Here is an 18,575-nt window from a genome sequence, read left to right on the forward strand (position 1 = left end):
TCATAATCACGCCTATGCTAATTTCGAGGAGCTGAGGACAGCTACGATTGCCTTCGTCAACTACTACAATCACAAACGGATAAAAACAAAACTGGCCGGAATGACTCCGGTAGAATTCCGGAAACATTCCAGCCAGTTTGTGGCTTAAAATTCACTCCAACTTTTGGGGTTCAGTTCAAATGCTTTTTCGATATTGCATTGAAGATTTTGTAATCGAGTATTACAGTTTCTGGTGCTATGTCAATCTTCATCGAGACGAAACCAGTCAGGACAAGAATCGTACTGCTGTACCATGGTTAAATGTTGATTGAAATTGACCAGAATGGATAAAATCTGCAACTAACTGCAACGAAGGGCTTGGGCCAGTAAATACATACAATAACGAGGGCCATACTTGGGAAGCCTTTTTTAGTAATTGCTTCGATCTGCCTATCCCGTTCCAGTATCTGCTGATACACAAACCGCGTAGCGTAGCAGTCCGCCAGCGAATTATGCGCATGCGCCGGCCACTGGTAGTGAAAGTACGCCGCCGCAACGGTGAGCGACTGCCACTTATAGTTGCCGTATTAGTCGTTCCACTCGCCATAGATCGGCGAAAACATTGTCATCACATCGAGGACCGGGGCAGGGGCCTTTGATCTTCACACCAGCAGCCTGTAGCAACAGCTGCAAAGAAGAACTTCATTGGTCTCACCGCCAGGCGTCGCGGAAGCAGAACTCCTAGTTACTTCATTTCACCAGAGATACTACTACCTCAGAAGTACAGTGTGTAGAGATCTTCATGCAATGAGATGCGCTAGGTGCTTGAGGATATCGCTGAAAGGTAGTTATGAGAACGGGGCATGAGGCAGAGCAACTGACAAGGTTTTAAAAATAACTATGCACGCGCATGTATTTGTGCTAGACTCAATTTTGCTTATCTCAAGTTAGCATTCATTCTATGCCAAACTAGGAGGTAGCAGTTATAGATGATCCAGCAGATTCAATTGGTTAGACACTGACACCGGCAGTTGAAGTCAATTATCGTCGCATACAACGGACTATTAAGAACATAAGGAGACAATACATGAAACAAGCAATAATCATTACCGGGGCCAACTCAGGCCTGGGATTTGAAACCACCAAACAGATTGCGGAGCGGAGCACTGATTACACGCTCATTATGGCTTGCCGCAATATGGCAAAGGCCAAGGCTGCGCGAAATGAAATCTTGAAGTCTGCGCCAGACGTTGAAATCATTTGCCTTGAGATAGATACTTCATCTTTAGCAAAAGTGCGGGCGTTCGTTGACGCGTTCAAACAGTTGAATCTTTCGCTGTATGGCTTGGTCTGCAATGCTGGCATTGCCGGACGCAGTGCCACTAAGACTGCCGATGGCTTCAATAATATTTTTGAAACCAATTATTTGGGTCACTTTTTGCTCACGCAATTGCTTTTGCCACTGATGAGCGATGATGCCCGGATCGTGACGGTCAGCAGCGAACGCCATGACACCCCGCTAAAAGGTGTGGCCTGGCCGGGAGTCAAGGCATTGGCTTACCCAGGGCAAGATGCTGCTGTCGATCAGCGCAGCTATCCTTTTTCCAAGCTGTGCATGATCCTATTTGCCTACGAACTAGATCGCCATTTGACGGCGGCAGGGAAGCACATTGCAGTCAATACTGTTAATCCGGGATTGATGATCGAAACTGGCTTGTCTAAGAATAAGGCTCGGTTTACCCCAGCAGTGAAGGCGCAATTTGAGAATATTATTGGCACGGCTAAGGGCTCAGGCCAAATGATCGTTGACCTGATGCTGGGACCTCAGTTTGCCAAGGGCCCGGCGCGTTACTTTGATCGCAGCAGTGCCAAGCCAGTTATGTCATCAAAGCTTTCTTATGACAAGCAGGCACAAGATGAGCTATGGAACTTCTCGATGAAGACTGTAGGGTTAACCAGATAGGGTGATTTACCATTTGACCAGTTACTGACGGTCAGCGACAGAAAATATTTGACGCTGTATCCCGCTTGGCTGTAGTGATTAAGAGCAAAACTAAAAGTATTTTGAAAAAATACTATGCGCGCGCATATAATTCGTGCTATACTCATTTTGCGTTAAAGATCAGCTACAAAAAGTGAGCGATAAACAAAAGGGTAAAGTTGCCGAGCCCAGTAAATTAATTCGACAAAAAAATTTTAATCAACAATATGCACGCGCATATAACTGTGACACTATGACCCTGGTTATAACCAGGACACCTGCGTCAGCAAACCTTAGGAGGACTTACGATGAAACTCATTACCGTTGAAGAACATTACGATACAGACCGGAACATCAAGGAATTCAATCAGTACTCAGAAGTGAAGAACAACAATCCGCGGCAAGATCAGCTGCGTCCGGACCTCGTCGATTTCAGTAACAAGGTCGCATACATGGATAAATACGGGATCGATTTTCAGGTGATTTCCGATGCAGGCAACTCGCCGCAGGTCCTGCCTGATCAATACGCTGTTGACGGCGCGCATGCCCAAAACGAAACGCTGGCGGAGAACATCAGCCAGTACCCGGATCGCTTTGCCGGCCTGGCAACCTTGCCAGCTAATACACCTGATGAAGCGGCTAAGGAACTCGAATATGCGGTCACTAAATTAGGTTTGAAAGGCGGCATCATTTCCGGCAGCGTCAATGGTCAGTTCCTGGATGATCCGAAGTTTGAGCCGATCTTCGCAGCTGCTGATAAGCTGGGTACGACGCTTTACCTGCACCCAGGCGTCATCAGCGATGGCCAAAAAGCCATGCTGTATGACAGTAAGGCTTACAACGCACTAGGTGCAACGATGATGGCCGGCGCGATGTGGGGCTGGCACATGGAACAGGGCATTCAGATGCTGCGGATCATCACGTCCGGCATTATGGAAAAGTACCCGCACTTCAAGATTGCCTCCGGTCACTGGGGCGAATTTGTCCCGATGTTCCTGGAACGGATCGACGGTTTCAGCCCAATCATCACGAAGCTGCCGCTGAAGTTCTCGGACTACTACAAGCGTCAGGTTTACCTATCACCATCCGGCATGTTCACCGCGCCGCAGATGCAGTTGGCCCTCACTGAGATGGGTGCCGATCACATTATGTGGTCTGAAGACTTCCCGTATGTTCAGTCTGGCAATGAAGTCCGTCAGTTCCTTGAACAAGCTGACATCACAGATGCGCAGCGCGAAGCAATTGCCCACGGTACTGCTGAAACTGTCTTTAACCTCAAATAACTCAAGCTCACACAATTAAAGGAGAACAACACTTATGAAAATTGGAATTATTGGCGCTACTGGTCATGTCGGCCAGGCCATTACTAAAGAAGCAATCAGTCGCGGCAACGAAGTGACCGCGATCGTCCGCAACGCAGAAAAGGCAAAGGGCATCTTTGGCGACAAGGCTGCCATCATTGCTAAAGACGCCATGGATTTAACTCGTGAAGATTTTTCGGGGTTCGATGTCCTAGTTAACGCCTTTGCTTCTGCTAAGGCATACGAACACGTCGATTTTGCTGCTCGTCTGATCAGTTACTTCCGTGGTGATAAGACGACTCGCCTGATCTTCGTCATTGGCGCTTCCATCTTGCAAAATCCAGACGGCAGCACACTTTTAGCCCAGACCATGAAGCAGATTGCCAATGAGCCTTGGATCGCCGGCATGGTGCAACAAGACCGTGAATACGACTTCTTGCAGCTCGTCGATGATGTTGATTGGACCGTGATCACGCCTTCTACAGACTTTACTGATGGTCCAAAGACTGGCTACAAAGTCGGCGGCATCAAGATCATTCAAAGCGCTGTCGGCAAGGAAGAAGTTTCTGTTGCGAACTTTGCGGACGCTGTTCTCGATGAGAGTGAACAGCCAAAGCATATTCGCAGCGAATTCTCCGTTGTCGATGCATAGGCCGCGTCTATGATTCCAGACAAGAATGATCAGACCATTATGAAGCAGTTGCACACCGCTTCTAATATCGCGATCCGTGTCCTGGAGCGTCGGCTTAAACCGCTAGGCGTGAACAGCAGTCAGTATTTCTTTATTTTGAAATTACATGACGATCCGGGGGTGACCCAAGACCAACTGACGCGTGCGGATAGCCGCCATCAGAGCAATGTTAATCGTGAAATCTCCAGACTGGTCGACATGGGCCTGGTGGTTAAGCACCAGGCAGCCGAGGATGGCAGACGATATGAGCTCACACTGACCAAAGCCGGTGAGGAACTATACCCCAAGGTAAAGGCTGCGCTTGATGCTCAGGAAAGAGCGCTCAGTGAGTGTCTTTCTGCGGCAGATGGCCGGATGGCACAAGGCGATTTTCTAAGCGTTTTGCACCGGATCTCACAGCTTGATTCATAGTCGACAGTTTAATTAGAAAGCAGGAATGTCATGCCAGCACTAACCCTTAATCAACACACTTTTCCTGATCTGATGATCCCAGATGGTTACCAGATCGTCGTCGAAAAATTAGTTCCACGCAATGGTAAGCAGGTTCACCTGCGTCGTTATCAGCCGGCCAGTTTGCCAAAAGAAGCCCTGAACCGCGAGCACGTTACCGTGATCTACGGCGACAATGGCTACTTGTATTCGTACAACGCATTGACTCAACCGCTGGCTGGTAAGCTGCCAAGTGAAGATCAGGCTTTTGCCAAAGCTGAACAAGTATGGCAAGAAGTCGATCCCGCTTACCGCGAGCAGCTTGAAGAACTGCGCAGCTTGACGGGTCAGACGCGGACATACGTTAACGCCCAAGGCCAGACGGTCACCATACCGCTGGAGTGGGCGAAGTACGCCAACACCGTCGACGAAGGTAGCTACGAATGGGTCGGTCTCGGTCCAAACGGTGTGGTGCTTGAGTTTGAACGTCAGAGCTTTTGGGATTTCTCTGCTAATCGGCAGAAGACTGAGATGTGGAACGGGGACGATTGGATTCTTGCCCGTCGTGGGCTAGGTCCACAGTTGCCCGCACCACTACCGGTTGCGTAGCTCAGTGAATTAATTACGATGAATAAGACCAGCCCTGAGTGTGGCTGGCCTTTTTGTTTGGCGGCGGAAAGAAGAGAGTAGTCACTCTTTGGGTACTCGTCGTATAGACGGAATACGACACAATGCCGTAGAGAATCCCTTGTGTCTCACAACTTAGAATTTGTTAAACGAATACGATTATCCCGTTCCAGTATCTTCTGATACACGAACCGCGTTGCGTAGCAGTCCGCCAGCGAGTTATGCGCGTGTGCCGGCCACTGGTAATGGAAGTAGGCGGCTGCCACGGTGAGCGATTGCCACTTATAGTTGCCGTAGTAGTCGTTCCACTCACCATAGATCGGCGAAAACATCAGCATCACATCGAGGACCGGGGCCTTAACCGTCACACCAGCCACCTGCAGGAAGCCGACGTCGAAGCTGGAGTTATAGTCGATGACCTGGCTTGTCTGATCAAAGATGGCTTGAATTTCAGACAGCGCGGCAGCAATCACGCGTTTGTCAGCGACCAGGGCCGGCGAGATGCCATTGACGCGCTGGGCCTCAAACCAGCGCCGTTTGTGCGCCGGCTTGAAGTATTCGTCCATCAGCACCGCGCCGGTGTCGTAGTCGATGATGGAGAGCTGCAGGATCTCGTCGAGGCGGTTGTTGGTGCCGGTGGTTTCGGTATCGATCACGATTTTCATGAATAATCTTCCTTAGATGAGGTGTACACACTAACTAAGAGGAATAGCTATATGATTTTGGCCTTAAGAGGAGACACGATGACAGCTCCTCCAGTAATCTGACTTTGAAGTAAGTATACTCGGTTCACTGTCTCACTTTTGAGAGCAATACCAGTTAGCAAATAAAAAAGCGCCCAGTGATGTGGGCGCTGAACAGGAATGTGCAACTGTTTTGAAAAAGAGGTTTACCAAGGTTGATCGGTTGGGCCAACAGTGAGTTCATTGACGTTGGTGTCTTCCGGCATGTCGATGGCGAACTCAACGACCTTGGCAATGCGATCAGCGGTGATCTCGTAGGTATCGTAGGTTTGCTTCATATCGGCGGCCACTCCTTGGTCGGTGATCGTGTGCAGCAGCTCCGTTTTGATGGCGGCGGGGTAGATCGTTGCGGTGCGAATGTGGCTGCCTTCTTGAGCAGCTTCCATGCGCAAGACTTCCATTAGGTCCCGAACAGCCCATTTGGTTGCCCCATAGACGGCGCCACCTGGATAAGCTTTCAAACCGGCGACAGAGCTGGTGGCAATGAAGTGGCCGGATTGTTGCGCCTTGAAGGTCGGCAAAGCGGCAGCGATCCCGTTAAGCACGCCTTTGAGGTTAACGTCAACGATGCGGTTCCATTCCTCAACTTTCAACGCTGACAACGGCGAATTTGGCATCAAACCAGCATTCAGGAACATCACGTCGATGCCGCCAAACGTATCTTTAGCCAGTTGGACGAGGGCTTGGTTATCTTCTGGCTTAGTCACATCGGTCACGCGATAGACGGCTTGGCCACCGGCATTGGTGACGGCGGTGGTGAGTGCTTGAAGCTTTTCTTCGCGGCGCGCACCAAGGACGACCTTGGCTCCATGGCTTGCCAACAACTTGGCAGTTTCTGCACCGATGCCGCTAGAAGCGCCTGTGATGACAACAACTTTGTTTTCGATCATGTTAATTCCTCCTAATTTTGACGAATGGGGCGTAAGACTTTGGCGGGAACGCCGGCAACCACAGTGTTGGCTGAGACGTCCTTTGTGACGACGGCACCGGCACCGACGATCGCGTTTTCGCCGATTGTCACGCCGGGATTAACGGTGACGTTGGCGCCCAGCCACGCGCCTTTTTTGATGCGGACCGATTTGAGCACTAGGTCACGGCGATGTGCGGGGTCCTCGTTGTGACCAACAGAGTTCAACATGGTCCGGGGGCCGATTAAGGCATGATCTTCAATATAGATCCCACCAAGATCGACGAAGAAACAGTCGCGATTGATAAAGACATGTTCCCCGATAACCGTGTGCCGGCCGAAGTCTGTTTGAAACGGCGGATTGATCACCGAGCTGCTTGGCAGTGGCGCATTTAACAGGTGCGTCAAAAGGCCGCGCCGCTCGCTTTCGTTGCTGGTTTGGTTAAAGGCAATCAATTGCGAGCTGGTTTCGGCGACGATTGCATCGACTTGTTCAGGCAGCGTTCCGGTCCAGCTGACTGAACTGGCATTGATCAGTTGTGATAGTGGCATAGTCACGATAAGGGCTCCTTCCTGATGACAATAATCAGCTTAAGGGCTGCAGCACCATCTGTCGAATACCTATATTGAATGCTAAACTATAGTTAAAACGTATGGAGGGTTGAATAATGGAGCTCCGAGTTTTGCGGTATTTTCTGATGGTAGTGGCAGAACGCAATATTTCACGGGCAGCGGACAAGCTGCATGTGTCGCAGCCGACCATCTCGCGGCAGCTCAGCGATTTGGAAGATGAACTTGGTGTGACTTTGTTTGAGCGCGGCCAGCGCCGCATCGCCTTAACGAAGGCAGGCGAATACTTTGCCAATCAAGCCAGCCAGATCATCGGCTTGGCGGATAAGACTGTGGCAAACGTCCAGCGCACACATGACGTCAGTGGCAGCATCATGATCGGCAGTGCAGAGCTGCCGATGATGGCAGGGGTGGTGGCGGCGATCAGGCATATGCGCGAGACAGCGCCCAAAGTCGTTGCAAATATTTACAGTACCGACGCTGAGGACGTGTACGCACGCATGGCGGCTGGCTTCTTCGATTTTGGGGTAGTGCTGGAGCCAACAGACAAGTCCGATTATAATTTCATTAATTTGGCGGGAGCCACTCGCTGGGGGATTTTGGTCAGAGATGACTCACCTTTAGCTAACCAAGAGACAGTTGCCGTCAGTGACTTGCAGGATCAATCAGTAATCATGACTAGACAGCGCGGCAGTGTTGACAGGCTGCGCGATTGGCTTGGGTCTAGTGAGCCCCAGCTAAATGTGGTCGCGACGTATAATTTGCTCTACAACGCATCGATCATGGTCAGTGAAGGTGTCGGGATCGCGATTTGCCTGGATGGGATCATCAACACTGCAGAGACTAACTTGCGCTTTGTGCCGCTTTCACCGAGTCTAAAAGGACGTGCCAGTTTGATTTGGCCAAAGGCCGCGCAACTTTCGCCTCCTGCGCATGTATTTATAGACGCGATGATGGCAAGCCTGCAGCGCTAAAGGTAACGATTATTGTTGGCTGTCGGTTTTGTTGCCTTATCGAGACAGAACTGTCCAGTTTTGACGTGAACTAGTACTTTGTGCTCAATATAGACTGAGTGGGGTGCTTTGACACAGACAATTGGCAATTATTTCTTGCAGATGCTCGCTCAGGTGGTCGATTGGTCGCGGCGAGAAATCATCCATCCGATGTCCTAATTTATCAGTTGTTGTATTTTGGGATGATACTCGTCGAAGCGATCAAGAAACGCTGTTGTGCTGTGAATTTCTTGTATCTCAGGAAAACGATGAACAAAACAAAAAAAGCATTTGGCCAAAAGGCCAAATGCTTTTTCGATATTGCATTGAAGATTTTGTAATCGAGTATTACAGCACTTGGTTGTAGTATTCAACGACAAGGGCTTCGTCGATTTCTGGTTCGAGTTCGTCACGTTGAGGCAAACGAACATAAGAACCTTCCTTCTTGTTATCGTCGAAGGTGACGTAAGCAGGGCGAGAAACCGTGCTTTCGATCGCTTCGTTGACGATCGCAAGGTTCTGGGAGCGTTCACGCAAGGAGATCACTTGCCCAGGAGTAACTTCGTAAGAAGGAATATCAACGCGCTTGCCGTCGACCATGATATGACCATGGTTAACTAATTGGCGTGCTTGAGGACGGGTCGTTGCCAATCCTAAGCGGAAAACCAAGTTGTCTAAGCGGCTTTCAAGCAGGATCATGAAGTTTTCACCATGGGTGCCTTCAGTGATCTTGCCGGCGCGGACGAAGAGGTTACGGAATTGGCGTTCGTTCAAGCCGTACATCCAACGAAGCTTCTGCTTTTCGCGAAGTTGTTGGCCGTATTCGGAAACCTTACGACGATTGTTGGCGCCGTGGTCACCAGGGGCGTAAGGGCGACGAGCTAATTCTTTACCAGTGCCAGAAAGGCTCAAGCCAAGACGGCGAGATTGCTTCCAGCGAGGTCCAGTATATCGAGACATATTGAAATTCCTCCAAAAATTTTATTTGGAGTAAGTTAATGAATGTGAATTCAGCACACGGACAGGGGCGCTAAGCCGTTCGCCTTAGCAGCCGCGGTTACTGGGCATCTGTGAAAACAGTGCGCTACTGGAGCCGACCATGCCATTCACTGCTGCATTAAATTACTCGCAGGCTAGTATACCGTAGCTAACGCCTGCACGTCAAGGTGTTTTGCGATCACTGCCGCGGCTTCGATCAAGATCGCTTGGTCGGCTTCACTGAAGCGATCCAAGCTGGGCGAATCGATGTCTAACACGCCCACGACTTGGTCGGCGACTTGCAAAGGCACGACCACTTCGGAGTTGCTGGCGGCATCACACGCAATATGACCAGCGAATTCATGGACGTTAGGGACGATCAAGCTGCGGTTTTGCGCATAGCTGGTGCCAACGACGCCTGAACCGGGTTGAATGTGGGTACAAGCGATCTGACCTTGAAAAGGCCCGAGGTCTAGCGTTTTGGTGGCATCAGAATACAAATAAAAGCCGCACCAATTCAAGTCAGACATCGCGGCATTCAGCGCTGCTGAGGCATTGCTCATGATCGTGACCGGATTGTGTTCATCCGTCAATAAAGCATCAAGTTGGGCGACGATCAAGGGGTCAAGTTTGGACATATTAGCACCTTCAGATAAATTTTTTTCATAGTCAACGTGGTTTTTCCTTATAATGGGTTCCCTGTTGGCGGGCTTTTTGAGATACTATGAGAGAAAGACATGGGCTCACGTGACTAGACTTACCAAAGTATAGTGGCGTCTGGGACAAAATGCAACGTGAACTCGAGTAGCGGAAGGTGTACTTATGACTTGGATAATTGTTGGGATCGTGATCATCGTCGTGCTTGCTGGCGGCGTGTGGGGACTACAGCAGTATAATAACCGGCGCGTCAAGCAACTCGACGTCGAAGTCGAAAAACTCGACAACGGTGAGCTGGCGAGTTTGGTGCGCAGTATCGCCAACTTAGGTTTAGCTGGTGATTCACTGAAACAATTCACCAAGTCGCAACGCGATTATCAGCGGGTCATCGAAACTGACTTGGCTGGTTTGCAGACCGCGTTGTTAGATGTGGAGTTGCAAAATAAGCAATTTCAATTCGTGAAGGTCCAAGAAACCATCACCGCGATCCAAGGCCACGTGGTGGAAACGGCGCAGAAGCTGACGAAGATCCGCAGTGCATTGGTCGCTTTGCGCGACAGCGAAGCGGATACGCGCTCGCAGCTGACGACGCTGCGCGGTGACTACCAAGCCGCCCGCAAGACGATCTTAGCCAAGAGTTATGCGTTTGATGCGGCGCTGCCAGGCTTGGAACAAAGCTTGCAAACTTTGGCTGAAGCCATGCATGACGCTGCGGTGACCAGCGAGTCTGGCGATCATGCGGCGGCCAGCGTGCAGCTGCAGCAATTGGCGATCGGTGTCGGGACGTTGCAAGATCAAGTCAAGCGCTTGCCAAGTTTAGTCAACACGGTGGTCAATGAATTCCCAGGGCAGCTGGAAGAATTGCAAACGGGTTATCATGAACTGGCGGCCCAACATTACCAATTCACCCAAGATGTCCCAGCCGGCATTGAAGCAGTTCAAGGCAACGTCAAACAAGCGCAAGTGCAGATCAAAGACCTAGCCGTCGATGACTTGGCCAGCAATGTCGCCGATACCGCCAGTGCCATCGATGAGTTGTACGCCACCATGGAAAAAGAGCTCAAAGCCAAGCAAGCAGTCCTGCAGCAGCAAGGCGACTTGAAGCAATTTTTGGCCCATGCGCAAAAGCAAAATCATGCGTTACTGTTAGAACTTGACCATCTTGATCAAAGCTATACGCTGACGCATGGCGAACAAGCCACTGCAGCGTCTTTGAAGACGCAACTGGCAGGGATCGCCAAGGGCTTTAACGATACCCAACAAGCGATGCAAAATGAAACCGCCGTTTATTCGCAGATCTTAGCGCAGTATCAACAAGCCCGCCAAGATCTGCATGACATCGAAGTCCAGCACCAAAAGATCAATCATGATGTCTCCGGCTTGCAAGCGCGGGAGCAAAAAGCCGTGGCATCCGCGCAACAATTTGAAATGGCGCTGCGCGATATCAAGTATGAAGTGTCCCGGCACAGCTTGCCTGGTTTGCCGCGGCCGTACCTGGACTTTTTCAATGTGGTGACCAAGGAATTGGCGCAACTCAATCATGACTTGAATCAAGTGAAGATCGACTTGGACCAAATCGCCAAGCAATTGATCAAGCTGAGCGAAGACATTGATCAGCTCAAAGATCAAAGCCGGACCGTGGTGGATGCTGCTGGGATGTGTGAGCAGCTGCTGCAATATGCCAACCGCTATAAGACCTCGCATCCAGAAGTCGATCAAGCGGTGGTGCAAGCCAAAGATCTGTATCAGCATTACAACTATGCCCAAGCGGCCGACTTGATCGCCGCGGCTTTAGAAAAAGTGGAACCTGGCGCTTACCAAAAAGTCGAAGACGACTATCTGGCATCAAAATCGGCATCACTATTTTAAAGTGCAGCAGGCTCAGCTGAACCTATGACAAACGCCTTGGGACCGTGATTCGTGATTGGATCGCGGTTCCAAGGCGTTTGTGTCGCCTGGCACAGCGTGGCAGTCGTGCATCGGCGCAAAAAGCTGTACAATGGAGCGTGACGTTGCGGAATTTTACTGCAATTATGATGTGGGTTTGATATAATTACCGTCAGCAACTTACTAATTGGAAGGAAATGGAACGGTCATGATATATTTTGACAATAGCGCCACCACCAAGGCGCTGCCGGCTGTGCTGGACACGTATCGCAAGGTGTCTGAAGAATTTGCCGGCAATCCCAGTTCACTGCATGCCTTAGGGGATCATGCCTACCAAATGCTGGAAGGGGCGCGCAAACAGATCGCCGACTTGATCCAAGCGCAGCCAGATGAGATCTTATTCACTTCTGGCGGCACGGAAGGGGACAATTGGGTGATCAAAGGCACCGCGATCGAAAAGCGGCCTTTTGGCAAACATTTGATCACTACGCAAGTTGAACACCCGGCGGTCATCAACTCGATGAAGCAGCTGGAAAGCTTGGGCTTTGAGGTGACGTATCTGCCAGTGGATCACCGCGGCTTCATCGATCCGGCAGACTTGAAACAAGCGCTGCGCCAAGACACGATCTTAGTTTCGGTGATGGCTGTCAACAATGAAGTCGGCTGCCAACAGCCTATCGATGCCGTGGCGGCCATCTTGGAAGATTATCCGAATGTGCATTTTCACGTCGATGCGGTGCAAGCCATTGGCAAAGGCTTAATGGCCAGCTTGCGCAATCCGCGCGTGGATTTCATCACATTTTCCGGCCATAAGTTCCATGCCCCGCGCGGCACCGGCTTCATCTATGCCAAGTCAGGCAAGCATATCGCGCCGTTATTGACCGGCGGCGGCCAGGAGCACAACTTGCGCTCTGGCACTGAAAACACCCCGGCGATCGCCGCGATGGCCAAGGCCTTGCGGATCTTGTTGACCGATGAGCCGCAAAAAGTCGCCCGGCAAGCCGCGATCCGTGAGCGCATTGCTACACATGTGCAGCAAAAAGCCAATGTCCACTTGTTTTCGGAGTTGGCGCCAGATTTTGCGCCGCATATCTTGTGCTTTGCGATCCGCGGTGTCCGAGGCGAAACGATCGTGCATGCATTCGAACAACACGAGATCTATATTTCGACCACCAGTGCCTGCTCCAGCAAAAAAGGCACCGAATCCAGCACCTTAGCCGCGATGCACGCCGATCCCAAGCTCGCTACCAGTGCGATCCGGGTCAGCTTAGATGAATATAATACGTTAGCCGAAGCGGATGCGTTCAATGCCGCTTTTGACCAGATCTACGCCAAATTCGGCAAGTTGATGCCGAATGAAGATTAGTCAGTTTTTGAAATAGAAAGGACACTTATGCAATACGACATGATCATGGTGCGCTACGGGGAATTGTCCACCAAAGGCAAAAACCGCAGTGCCTTCATCGGCCGTTTGAACGGCAACATTACCAAGGCGCTGCACGAATATCCAGGCTTGACCATTCGGCCCAAGCGCGACCGCTTGCACATTGAGCTCAATGGCGAAGATTCTGCCGGCGTCATGGCGCGCTTAGGGCAAGTCTTTGGGATTCAAAGCTTCTCGCCTTCAGTCAAGGTGGCCAAAGACATGGATGCCGTCCATGCCCAAGTCTTGGCATTGATGGCAGAAACGGCGCCTCAAGGGGCGACGTATAAAGTCGCCACCAAGCGCAGCGACCATAGTTTCGCCTTGGATACCAATGGCATGAACTTGGATCTAGGCGACTTGTTGACCGACGCGCGGCCGGATCTGCAAGTTAAGATGAAACACCCGGACATTACCTTGCGGGTAGAAGTGCGGCGCGAAGCGATCTATTTAAGTACTACTACGATCCAAGGTGCCGGCGGTTTGCCAGTCGGGACTGCAGGCAAAGCGGTGTTGATGCTCAGTGGCGGGATCGATTCGCCAGTCGCCGGGTATTTGGCCTTAAAGCGCGGCGTGGACATCGAAATGGTCCATTTCTTCAGCCCGCCTTATACCTCTGATAATGCCTTAGCCAAAGCCAAGCAGCTCACCGCCAAGCTGACCCCTTATGTCGGCAGCATCAAGTTCATTCAGGTGCCTTTCACCGAGATCCAAGAAACCGTCAAAGCCGGTGTGCCGGAAGGGTATTTGATGACCATCCAGCGCCGCTTCATGTTGCGCTTAGCCGATTTGATCGCCCATAAACGCAATGCCTTGGCGATCTTCAACGGCGAATCGGTAGGGCAAGTGGCCAGCCAAACCTTGGAGTCGATGGTGGCGATCAATGACGTCACGACGATGCCGATCATCCGCCCAGTGGCGACCATGGATAAAAATGAGATCATCAAAGTCGCCGAAGACATCGATACCTATGACTTATCGATCATGCCTTTTGAAGACTGCTGTACGATCTTTGCGCCGCCGCGGCCAAAAACCAAGCCAAACTTGGAAAAAGCGCGCTATTATGAACAAAAGTTGGATATTGACGGCTTGATCCAGCGCGCTTTAGACGGCATCAAGATCACCGACATCCGCAGTTCGGATGAATTCATGAATCAAGAACAAGATGTCATTGCTGAATTGCTATAAGCCTCAGCAAGGTTGAGTGCCTCTGGTTGACGATCGACGAGATCGTGGACTAGAGGCACTTGTCTGTGTCTGGCGGCAATTGGCCTAGTGTGCCCAGCCAGCGCATCGCAATTGGGCTAGTACCACTTGACCCAGCGTATTGCGGGGGTGCACACTAAAGCTGCCAGGTTCGCTCAGCACTGGTACACATTGCATCATAGGAGGACGCCATGAGCGCTTGGAAACGATATTCAAATATGGTGATCGTGTTCATCGCTTGCGTGGTGGGCCTGTTGGTCATGCCTACAGTTTCGGTCCATGCCGCGCCGGCTGATGCAGGCAAGACTTTGGTCGGCGACTTGCATCTGCCGGCAGCGGTGGTGCAAGTGCTGGTGGCCAATTCAACTGCCAGCTCAGGAGCAGCGATCACCACGGCCCCTGACGCAGTGACAGTAGGCGACGTGGCAACGTGGCAAACCGTCTCTTTGGCTCAGCGCACCGTGAATAATGACGGCTCGGTCACCAGCACCCCCAGTGCGGCAGTGGCGTCGTGGCTGGCGAGCTTGGCACAAACGCCTAGTCCGCAGCATCCCGACGCAGTCGAAAGCGCCGATGTCTTGTTGTGGCAGGATATGGCAGAAAACGCGAATGGGACTTATTCACCAGCTGCGATCTTAGGCGGCAGCATCCCGACCGGCTACGGGCGCAGCCAAGTGTATACCAGCGCGAACATGCCGGTGTTCAACACCTTGATGGCGGTTTTGATGAGTGCGCAAAATGCGCAAGTGATCGATTTGACTGGGATCGTGGGGCAAGTGCAGCCAGCCGCCAACCGGGTGAAAATGTTGGCGATGCTGCAGACGCCGGAGCTGCCGAATTTGCAAGAGTTGGATCTGGGGCACAATATGCTAGGGGACCAAACTGACAGCAACTGGGGGTATTACCGTTTTCGCATGACGACTTTGCACTCAGCTTCAGTACGCAGTTGGGATCTCAGTTATGAAGACTTCTCCTACTTGGATGCCAACATGTTGGCCAATTTAGGGGCGCAAACCCGCAATATCAATTTAGCGTCGAATGTGCTTAAGACCATCAACTATAACAACGGCGGTTATTTAGGCGTCACTGGCGCCGATGGCAGCGTGGATCTCAGCAACAATGATAATCTTTCTTCAGTGGACAGCGACACGTTTTACGTGCTGGCGCATGTGATCGGCATTGGCGGGGATACCATCTTGCCAGATGCCATTGCCAATGCCGTCATCACCAAGGCCCTCACCACCTGGCCCAACATCAACAACTTAGGGGTCAATGCGGTGGCCGATCAGCTGATGGCGGCGACTTTGGCAGAGTTGGCCAATACGCAAAACGCCGCCACCTTGTTGGCGACGCTGCAAGTTGATCAATTGCAAGCCGCTGCTGTTCAAGGCTTAAGCGATGCCGATTTCGCCAAGCTTTGCCAGGTGGTGCCGGCGGATCAAGTCTCAAGATTACAAGCTAAGCGGCAAAAAACCACGCCTAATACCGCTAAGTTGTTAGCCAATGGCAATTGGCTGTTTGGGGCGTATCATATCGGCGAAACCACGACGAGTATCAGCATTCCTCAACAAGTGGTGACCATCAGCGGGACCTTGCCGCCAGGCCAGCGCCTCAGTGTGACCATGTCGCCATGGACGGCAGCCGCGGCCCAATTGGCGCCGGTATTAGGCTTGCCAGCAGGGGCCAACGGCTGGCAAGAGACGAATCTGGAAGTCGATTCGGCAGCGGTAGTGTTGACTAATCCCAATCCCACCGCGATGGATTTTGACCAAACGCTTGCGGGAGTGACCTTAAAGATCCCTGACGCCCAACTGAGTCAGCTGCAGCCGGATACCACTTACACCGGGACATTTACTTGGACATTTGAAGATGTTCCGACCTCTGACACCGGGCATTGAGGGGTGATTGGCGGCGGCTTGCAAGGCATCAAGTTGCTCACCATCACTGCCAACGCGCCGTCGATAACAGTTATCTAAATAAGCGTTGTCACTATTGTTGCAGTGACAACGCTTATTTATGTTTGTAAGGGCCCTCAGCTTGCAGAACTGCGACGAGCTGAATTGAGAAAATTCGCGGCCTGGATGTATGATAGTTGTCCTTAAATGTGTGTTGCATCGCCACGCACAAAACCAGGGGATGCTATCGCGAATAGGTATGGCTTACATGCTCCCATTGTGCAGGCGGGGTGGAAGCATCGCCCATCGCCGTCACCACCTGTACCTGATTATTCGGCAGCGGATTGACGTCTACATTGTAGCGAGAGCCGCCACCAGTGGCGAAGAAGCTCAAGTTGATGCCGTTGCCTTGTTGCTTGGGCAGGGCATATTTATCAACGGCGCGATTGCCATCGCCATCTTTTGCACCAATGACGTAAAGCACCAGCCAACCACGCTCACCAGGCTTGCCAGTGGCGTCTTGCGCTTCTTTAGGCGTGGCATAATCGATCGCTTCACTACCCATTAATTCCTTAGCATGAGCATTAAAGATCGCCACCGCTTCAGCTGTGGTCACTGGCTTGATGGCAGCGGCTCGTGAGCTTGCCGCAGCACTGGCACTAGCAGCGGCACTAGCCGCGGCCTGGGAACTAGCCGCAGCCTGGGAACTGGCAGCGGCTTGGGAACTGGCAGCTGCCTTGGAACTAGCGGCAGCTTTAGCACTGGCCGCAGCTTTAGAACTGGCGGCTGCTTTAGAGCTGGCTTTAGCCTGACGTTTTGACTTTGCCTGGGCTTGTGCTTTTTTGGATGCAGTCTTGGTGCTTGTGGTTGACGCGCTGGTACTGTCTTTGGCGTTATCGGTCCCACACGCAGCTAAAGCCAGCACTGTACCGGCGACTGCCAGCAGCGTGCCCAGTTGTTTGATTTTTGTATGTCCCATCCAGATTTTCCTCCACCATTGATATGTTCAGTGGGAACGATTCTGCGATCCGCACTGATAAAAATTATTATGACAAAACCATACAAAGCATACTAAATAGTATGCTAATAAACAAGCGTTATAATTGATTCTTCTATAAATCGACGCTGATACAGGAAAGAAAACGCTACGCTTTAACAGTGTGATCATGTCGCAGTGGACGGCAGCCGTGGCCTAGTCGGCGCCGGTATTAGGCTTGGGCCAACGGCTGGCAAGAGACGAATCTGGCAGGCGACTCGCAAGCCGTTGGTGTTGACCGAACGCTTGGGGGAGTGACCTTAAAGATCCCAAATATCCAGCTGAGTCAGCTGCAGCCGGATACCACTGACACCAGGACATTTACTTGGACATTTGCAGAAGTTTTGACCGCTGACACCGGGCATTGAGGGGTGACTGGCGGCGGCTTGCAAGCGCCGCCAATGCCGCCGATCGGGCATGAAAGCGATTTTTTGTTTGTAATTTCACAAGAGGCGTGCTAGACTGTTTATGTGAACCAATGCACACACTTGGAGGTGGCAATATGGTCGACGCGAAGTCAAAAGTATCCAAGGCGACGATCAGGCGCATCCCGTTGTATTATCGGGCCGCGCAACAGATGCAACAACAAGGAATCCGGCGCGTGCGCTCGGATAAACTCGCAGAGATGATCCACATTCCGTCGGCCACGATCCGGCGCGATTTTTCCAGCTTTGGTGAACTAGGCAAAAGCGGTTATGGGTATTCGGTGGCTACGTTGGTCGCAGAATTTGGCAAATTGCTGGAAGTGCAATCATCTGAAGACATGGTTTTGATCGGCGTTGGCGGCTTAGGGGCGGCTTTGGTCGAAAATAACTTCCGGCGCAACCCAGATTTGAACATCGTCATCGCTTTTGATCAAGATCCGGCGAAGGTGGACACGATCGTCGCCGGGGTGCCGGTGTATGATTTTGCCGAATTCAATGAGCGCTTGCCGCATGGCGTGCAAACCGCGATCGTCGCAGTGCCCAGTGCGGCACAGCCGCAAGTCATCCCGATCTTAGAAGATGCCGGGATCAACGCGATCTTGACGTTTGCGCCGCAGCCGGTGGCTTGCAAGCCGACGACGACGATCCGCTATATCGATTTGACCTCTGAATTGCAAAGCTTGTTGTTTGTGGCCCACCAAAAACACAAAGGCTAGGCGTTGACGCCAGTCAGGGCTTAGCTTATAATGCGGGTAATGCGTTGAACAAGAGGGTCGTGTTTGAGGTTTTCAGCGACGAGGCGGGTGGTGTGAGTCTCGAGCGTCAAATGCGACTGTAGCTTGCGAGCT

Annotated in this window: 18 protein-coding genes and 1 other annotated feature (1 of these 19 running past the window's edge); of the genes, 12 read left to right on the forward strand and 6 right to left on the reverse strand. The window is 51.5% G+C overall.

Going from position 1 to position 18,575, the window contains the following annotated elements; all coding sequences use genetic code 11:
* The 6 genes from EKM91_RS14240 to EKM91_RS00030 all read left to right on the forward strand — a co-directional run.
* The coding region (locus EKM91_RS14240) for an IS3 family transposase (RefSeq protein WP_164508395.1) at positions 1 to 148 on the forward strand (148 nt) is incomplete at its 5' end.
* A gap of 918 nt (positions 149 to 1,066) precedes the next feature.
* Positions 1,067 to 1,942, forward strand: coding sequence for an SDR family NAD(P)-dependent oxidoreductase (locus tag EKM91_RS00010; RefSeq protein WP_125747764.1), 876 nt, complete (start codon positions 1,067 to 1,069; stop codon positions 1,940 to 1,942).
* 326 nt (positions 1,943 to 2,268) lie between these two features.
* Positions 2,269 to 3,243 carry an amidohydrolase family protein gene (locus EKM91_RS00015; protein WP_125747767.1) on the forward strand — a complete coding sequence of 325 codons (975 nt, stop codon included), beginning with the start codon at positions 2,269 to 2,271 and terminating at the stop codon, positions 3,241 to 3,243.
* 34 nt (positions 3,244 to 3,277) lie between these two features.
* Positions 3,278 to 3,913, forward strand: coding sequence for an NAD(P)-dependent oxidoreductase (locus EKM91_RS00020; RefSeq protein ID WP_125747769.1), 636 nt, complete (start codon positions 3,278 to 3,280; stop codon positions 3,911 to 3,913).
* 39 nt (positions 3,914 to 3,952) lie between these two features.
* Positions 3,953 to 4,363, forward strand: coding sequence for a MarR family winged helix-turn-helix transcriptional regulator (locus EKM91_RS00025; protein WP_164508396.1), 411 nt, complete (start codon positions 3,953 to 3,955; stop codon positions 4,361 to 4,363).
* A 30-nt stretch (positions 4,364 to 4,393) separates the two neighbouring features.
* Positions 4,394 to 4,990 carry a hypothetical protein gene (locus EKM91_RS00030; protein WP_125747775.1) on the forward strand — a complete coding sequence of 199 codons (597 nt, stop codon included), beginning with the start codon at positions 4,394 to 4,396 and terminating at the stop codon, positions 4,988 to 4,990.
* A gap of 146 nt (positions 4,991 to 5,136) precedes the next feature.
* Here EKM91_RS00030 and EKM91_RS00035 read toward each other — a convergent pair whose 3' ends face one another.
* The 3 genes from EKM91_RS00035 to EKM91_RS00045 form a co-directional block, all read right to left on the reverse strand.
* The gene (locus EKM91_RS00035; protein ID WP_125747778.1) at positions 5,137 to 5,673 is read right to left on the reverse strand and encodes a 3'-5' exonuclease; all 537 of its coding nucleotides are present in this window, start codon (positions 5,671 to 5,673) and stop codon (positions 5,137 to 5,139) included.
* A gap of 224 nt (positions 5,674 to 5,897) precedes the next feature.
* Positions 5,898 to 6,641 (reverse strand): SDR family oxidoreductase, encoded by a 744-nt coding sequence (locus tag EKM91_RS00040; protein ID WP_125747781.1) that lies wholly within the window; start codon positions 6,639 to 6,641, stop codon positions 5,898 to 5,900.
* A gap of 11 nt (positions 6,642 to 6,652) precedes the next feature.
* Positions 6,653 to 7,210 (reverse strand): DapH/DapD/GlmU-related protein, encoded by a 558-nt coding sequence (locus tag EKM91_RS00045; RefSeq protein WP_125748208.1) that lies wholly within the window; start codon positions 7,208 to 7,210, stop codon positions 6,653 to 6,655.
* A gap of 116 nt (positions 7,211 to 7,326) precedes the next feature.
* Here EKM91_RS00045 and EKM91_RS00050 point away from each other — a divergent pair, with 116 nt between their 5' ends.
* Positions 7,327 to 8,202: a LysR family transcriptional regulator gene (locus EKM91_RS00050; protein WP_125747784.1), complete on the forward strand. Its 876-nt coding sequence runs from the start codon at positions 7,327 to 7,329 to the stop codon at positions 8,200 to 8,202.
* 366 nt (positions 8,203 to 8,568) lie between these two features.
* Here EKM91_RS00050 and rpsD read toward each other — a convergent pair whose 3' ends face one another.
* On the reverse strand, positions 8,569 to 9,180 hold the full coding sequence (gene rpsD / locus EKM91_RS00055; protein ID WP_125747787.1) for a 30S ribosomal protein S4: 612 nt from the start codon (positions 9,178 to 9,180) through the stop codon (positions 8,569 to 8,571).
* A gap of 173 nt (positions 9,181 to 9,353) precedes the next feature.
* Positions 9,354 to 9,836 carry a GAF domain-containing protein gene (locus tag EKM91_RS00060; RefSeq protein WP_125747791.1) on the reverse strand — a complete coding sequence of 161 codons (483 nt, stop codon included), beginning with the start codon at positions 9,834 to 9,836 and terminating at the stop codon, positions 9,354 to 9,356.
* A 184-nt stretch (positions 9,837 to 10,020) separates the two neighbouring features.
* Between EKM91_RS00060 and ezrA the strand changes: the two genes are divergently transcribed.
* The 4 genes from ezrA (at position 10,021) to EKM91_RS00080 (ending at position 16,269) form a co-directional block, all read left to right on the forward strand.
* A complete protein-coding gene (ezrA, locus tag EKM91_RS00065) occupies positions 10,021 to 11,724 on the forward strand; it encodes a septation ring formation regulator EzrA (RefSeq protein ID WP_125747794.1) in 1,704 nt (567 codons plus the stop codon).
* A gap of 226 nt (positions 11,725 to 11,950) precedes the next feature.
* A complete protein-coding gene (locus EKM91_RS00070) occupies positions 11,951 to 13,108 on the forward strand; it encodes a cysteine desulfurase family protein (protein ID WP_125747797.1) in 1,158 nt (385 codons plus the stop codon).
* A gap of 27 nt (positions 13,109 to 13,135) precedes the next feature.
* Complete coding sequence (gene thiI, locus EKM91_RS00075; protein ID WP_125747800.1) at positions 13,136 to 14,353, forward strand: tRNA uracil 4-sulfurtransferase ThiI; 1,218 nt, start codon at positions 13,136 to 13,138, stop codon at positions 14,351 to 14,353.
* Between the two features lie 209 nt (positions 14,354 to 14,562).
* The gene (locus EKM91_RS00080) at positions 14,563 to 16,269 is read left to right on the forward strand and encodes a hypothetical protein (RefSeq protein WP_125747803.1); all 1,707 of its coding nucleotides are present in this window, start codon (positions 14,563 to 14,565) and stop codon (positions 16,267 to 16,269) included.
* A 241-nt stretch (positions 16,270 to 16,510) separates the two neighbouring features.
* Here the strand turns inward: EKM91_RS00080 and EKM91_RS00085 are convergent, their stop codons facing one another.
* Complete coding sequence (locus EKM91_RS00085; RefSeq protein WP_125747805.1) at positions 16,511 to 17,245, reverse strand: hypothetical protein; 735 nt, start codon at positions 17,243 to 17,245, stop codon at positions 16,511 to 16,513.
* A gap of 559 nt (positions 17,246 to 17,804) precedes the next feature.
* On the opposite strand from EKM91_RS00085, the gene EKM91_RS00090 reads away from it, so the two are divergent.
* The gene (locus EKM91_RS00090) at positions 17,805 to 18,443 is read left to right on the forward strand and encodes a redox-sensing transcriptional repressor Rex (RefSeq protein WP_125747808.1); all 639 of its coding nucleotides are present in this window, start codon (positions 17,805 to 17,807) and stop codon (positions 18,441 to 18,443) included.
* A 35-nt stretch (positions 18,444 to 18,478) separates the two neighbouring features.
* Positions 18,479 to 18,575, forward strand: a binding site (T-box leader); it runs 102 nt beyond the window's last position.

It is taken from the genome of Lacticaseibacillus baoqingensis, from assembly GCF_003946165.1.
GTDB classification, from domain to species: Bacteria; Bacillota; Bacilli; order Lactobacillales; family Lactobacillaceae; genus Lacticaseibacillus; species Lacticaseibacillus baoqingensis.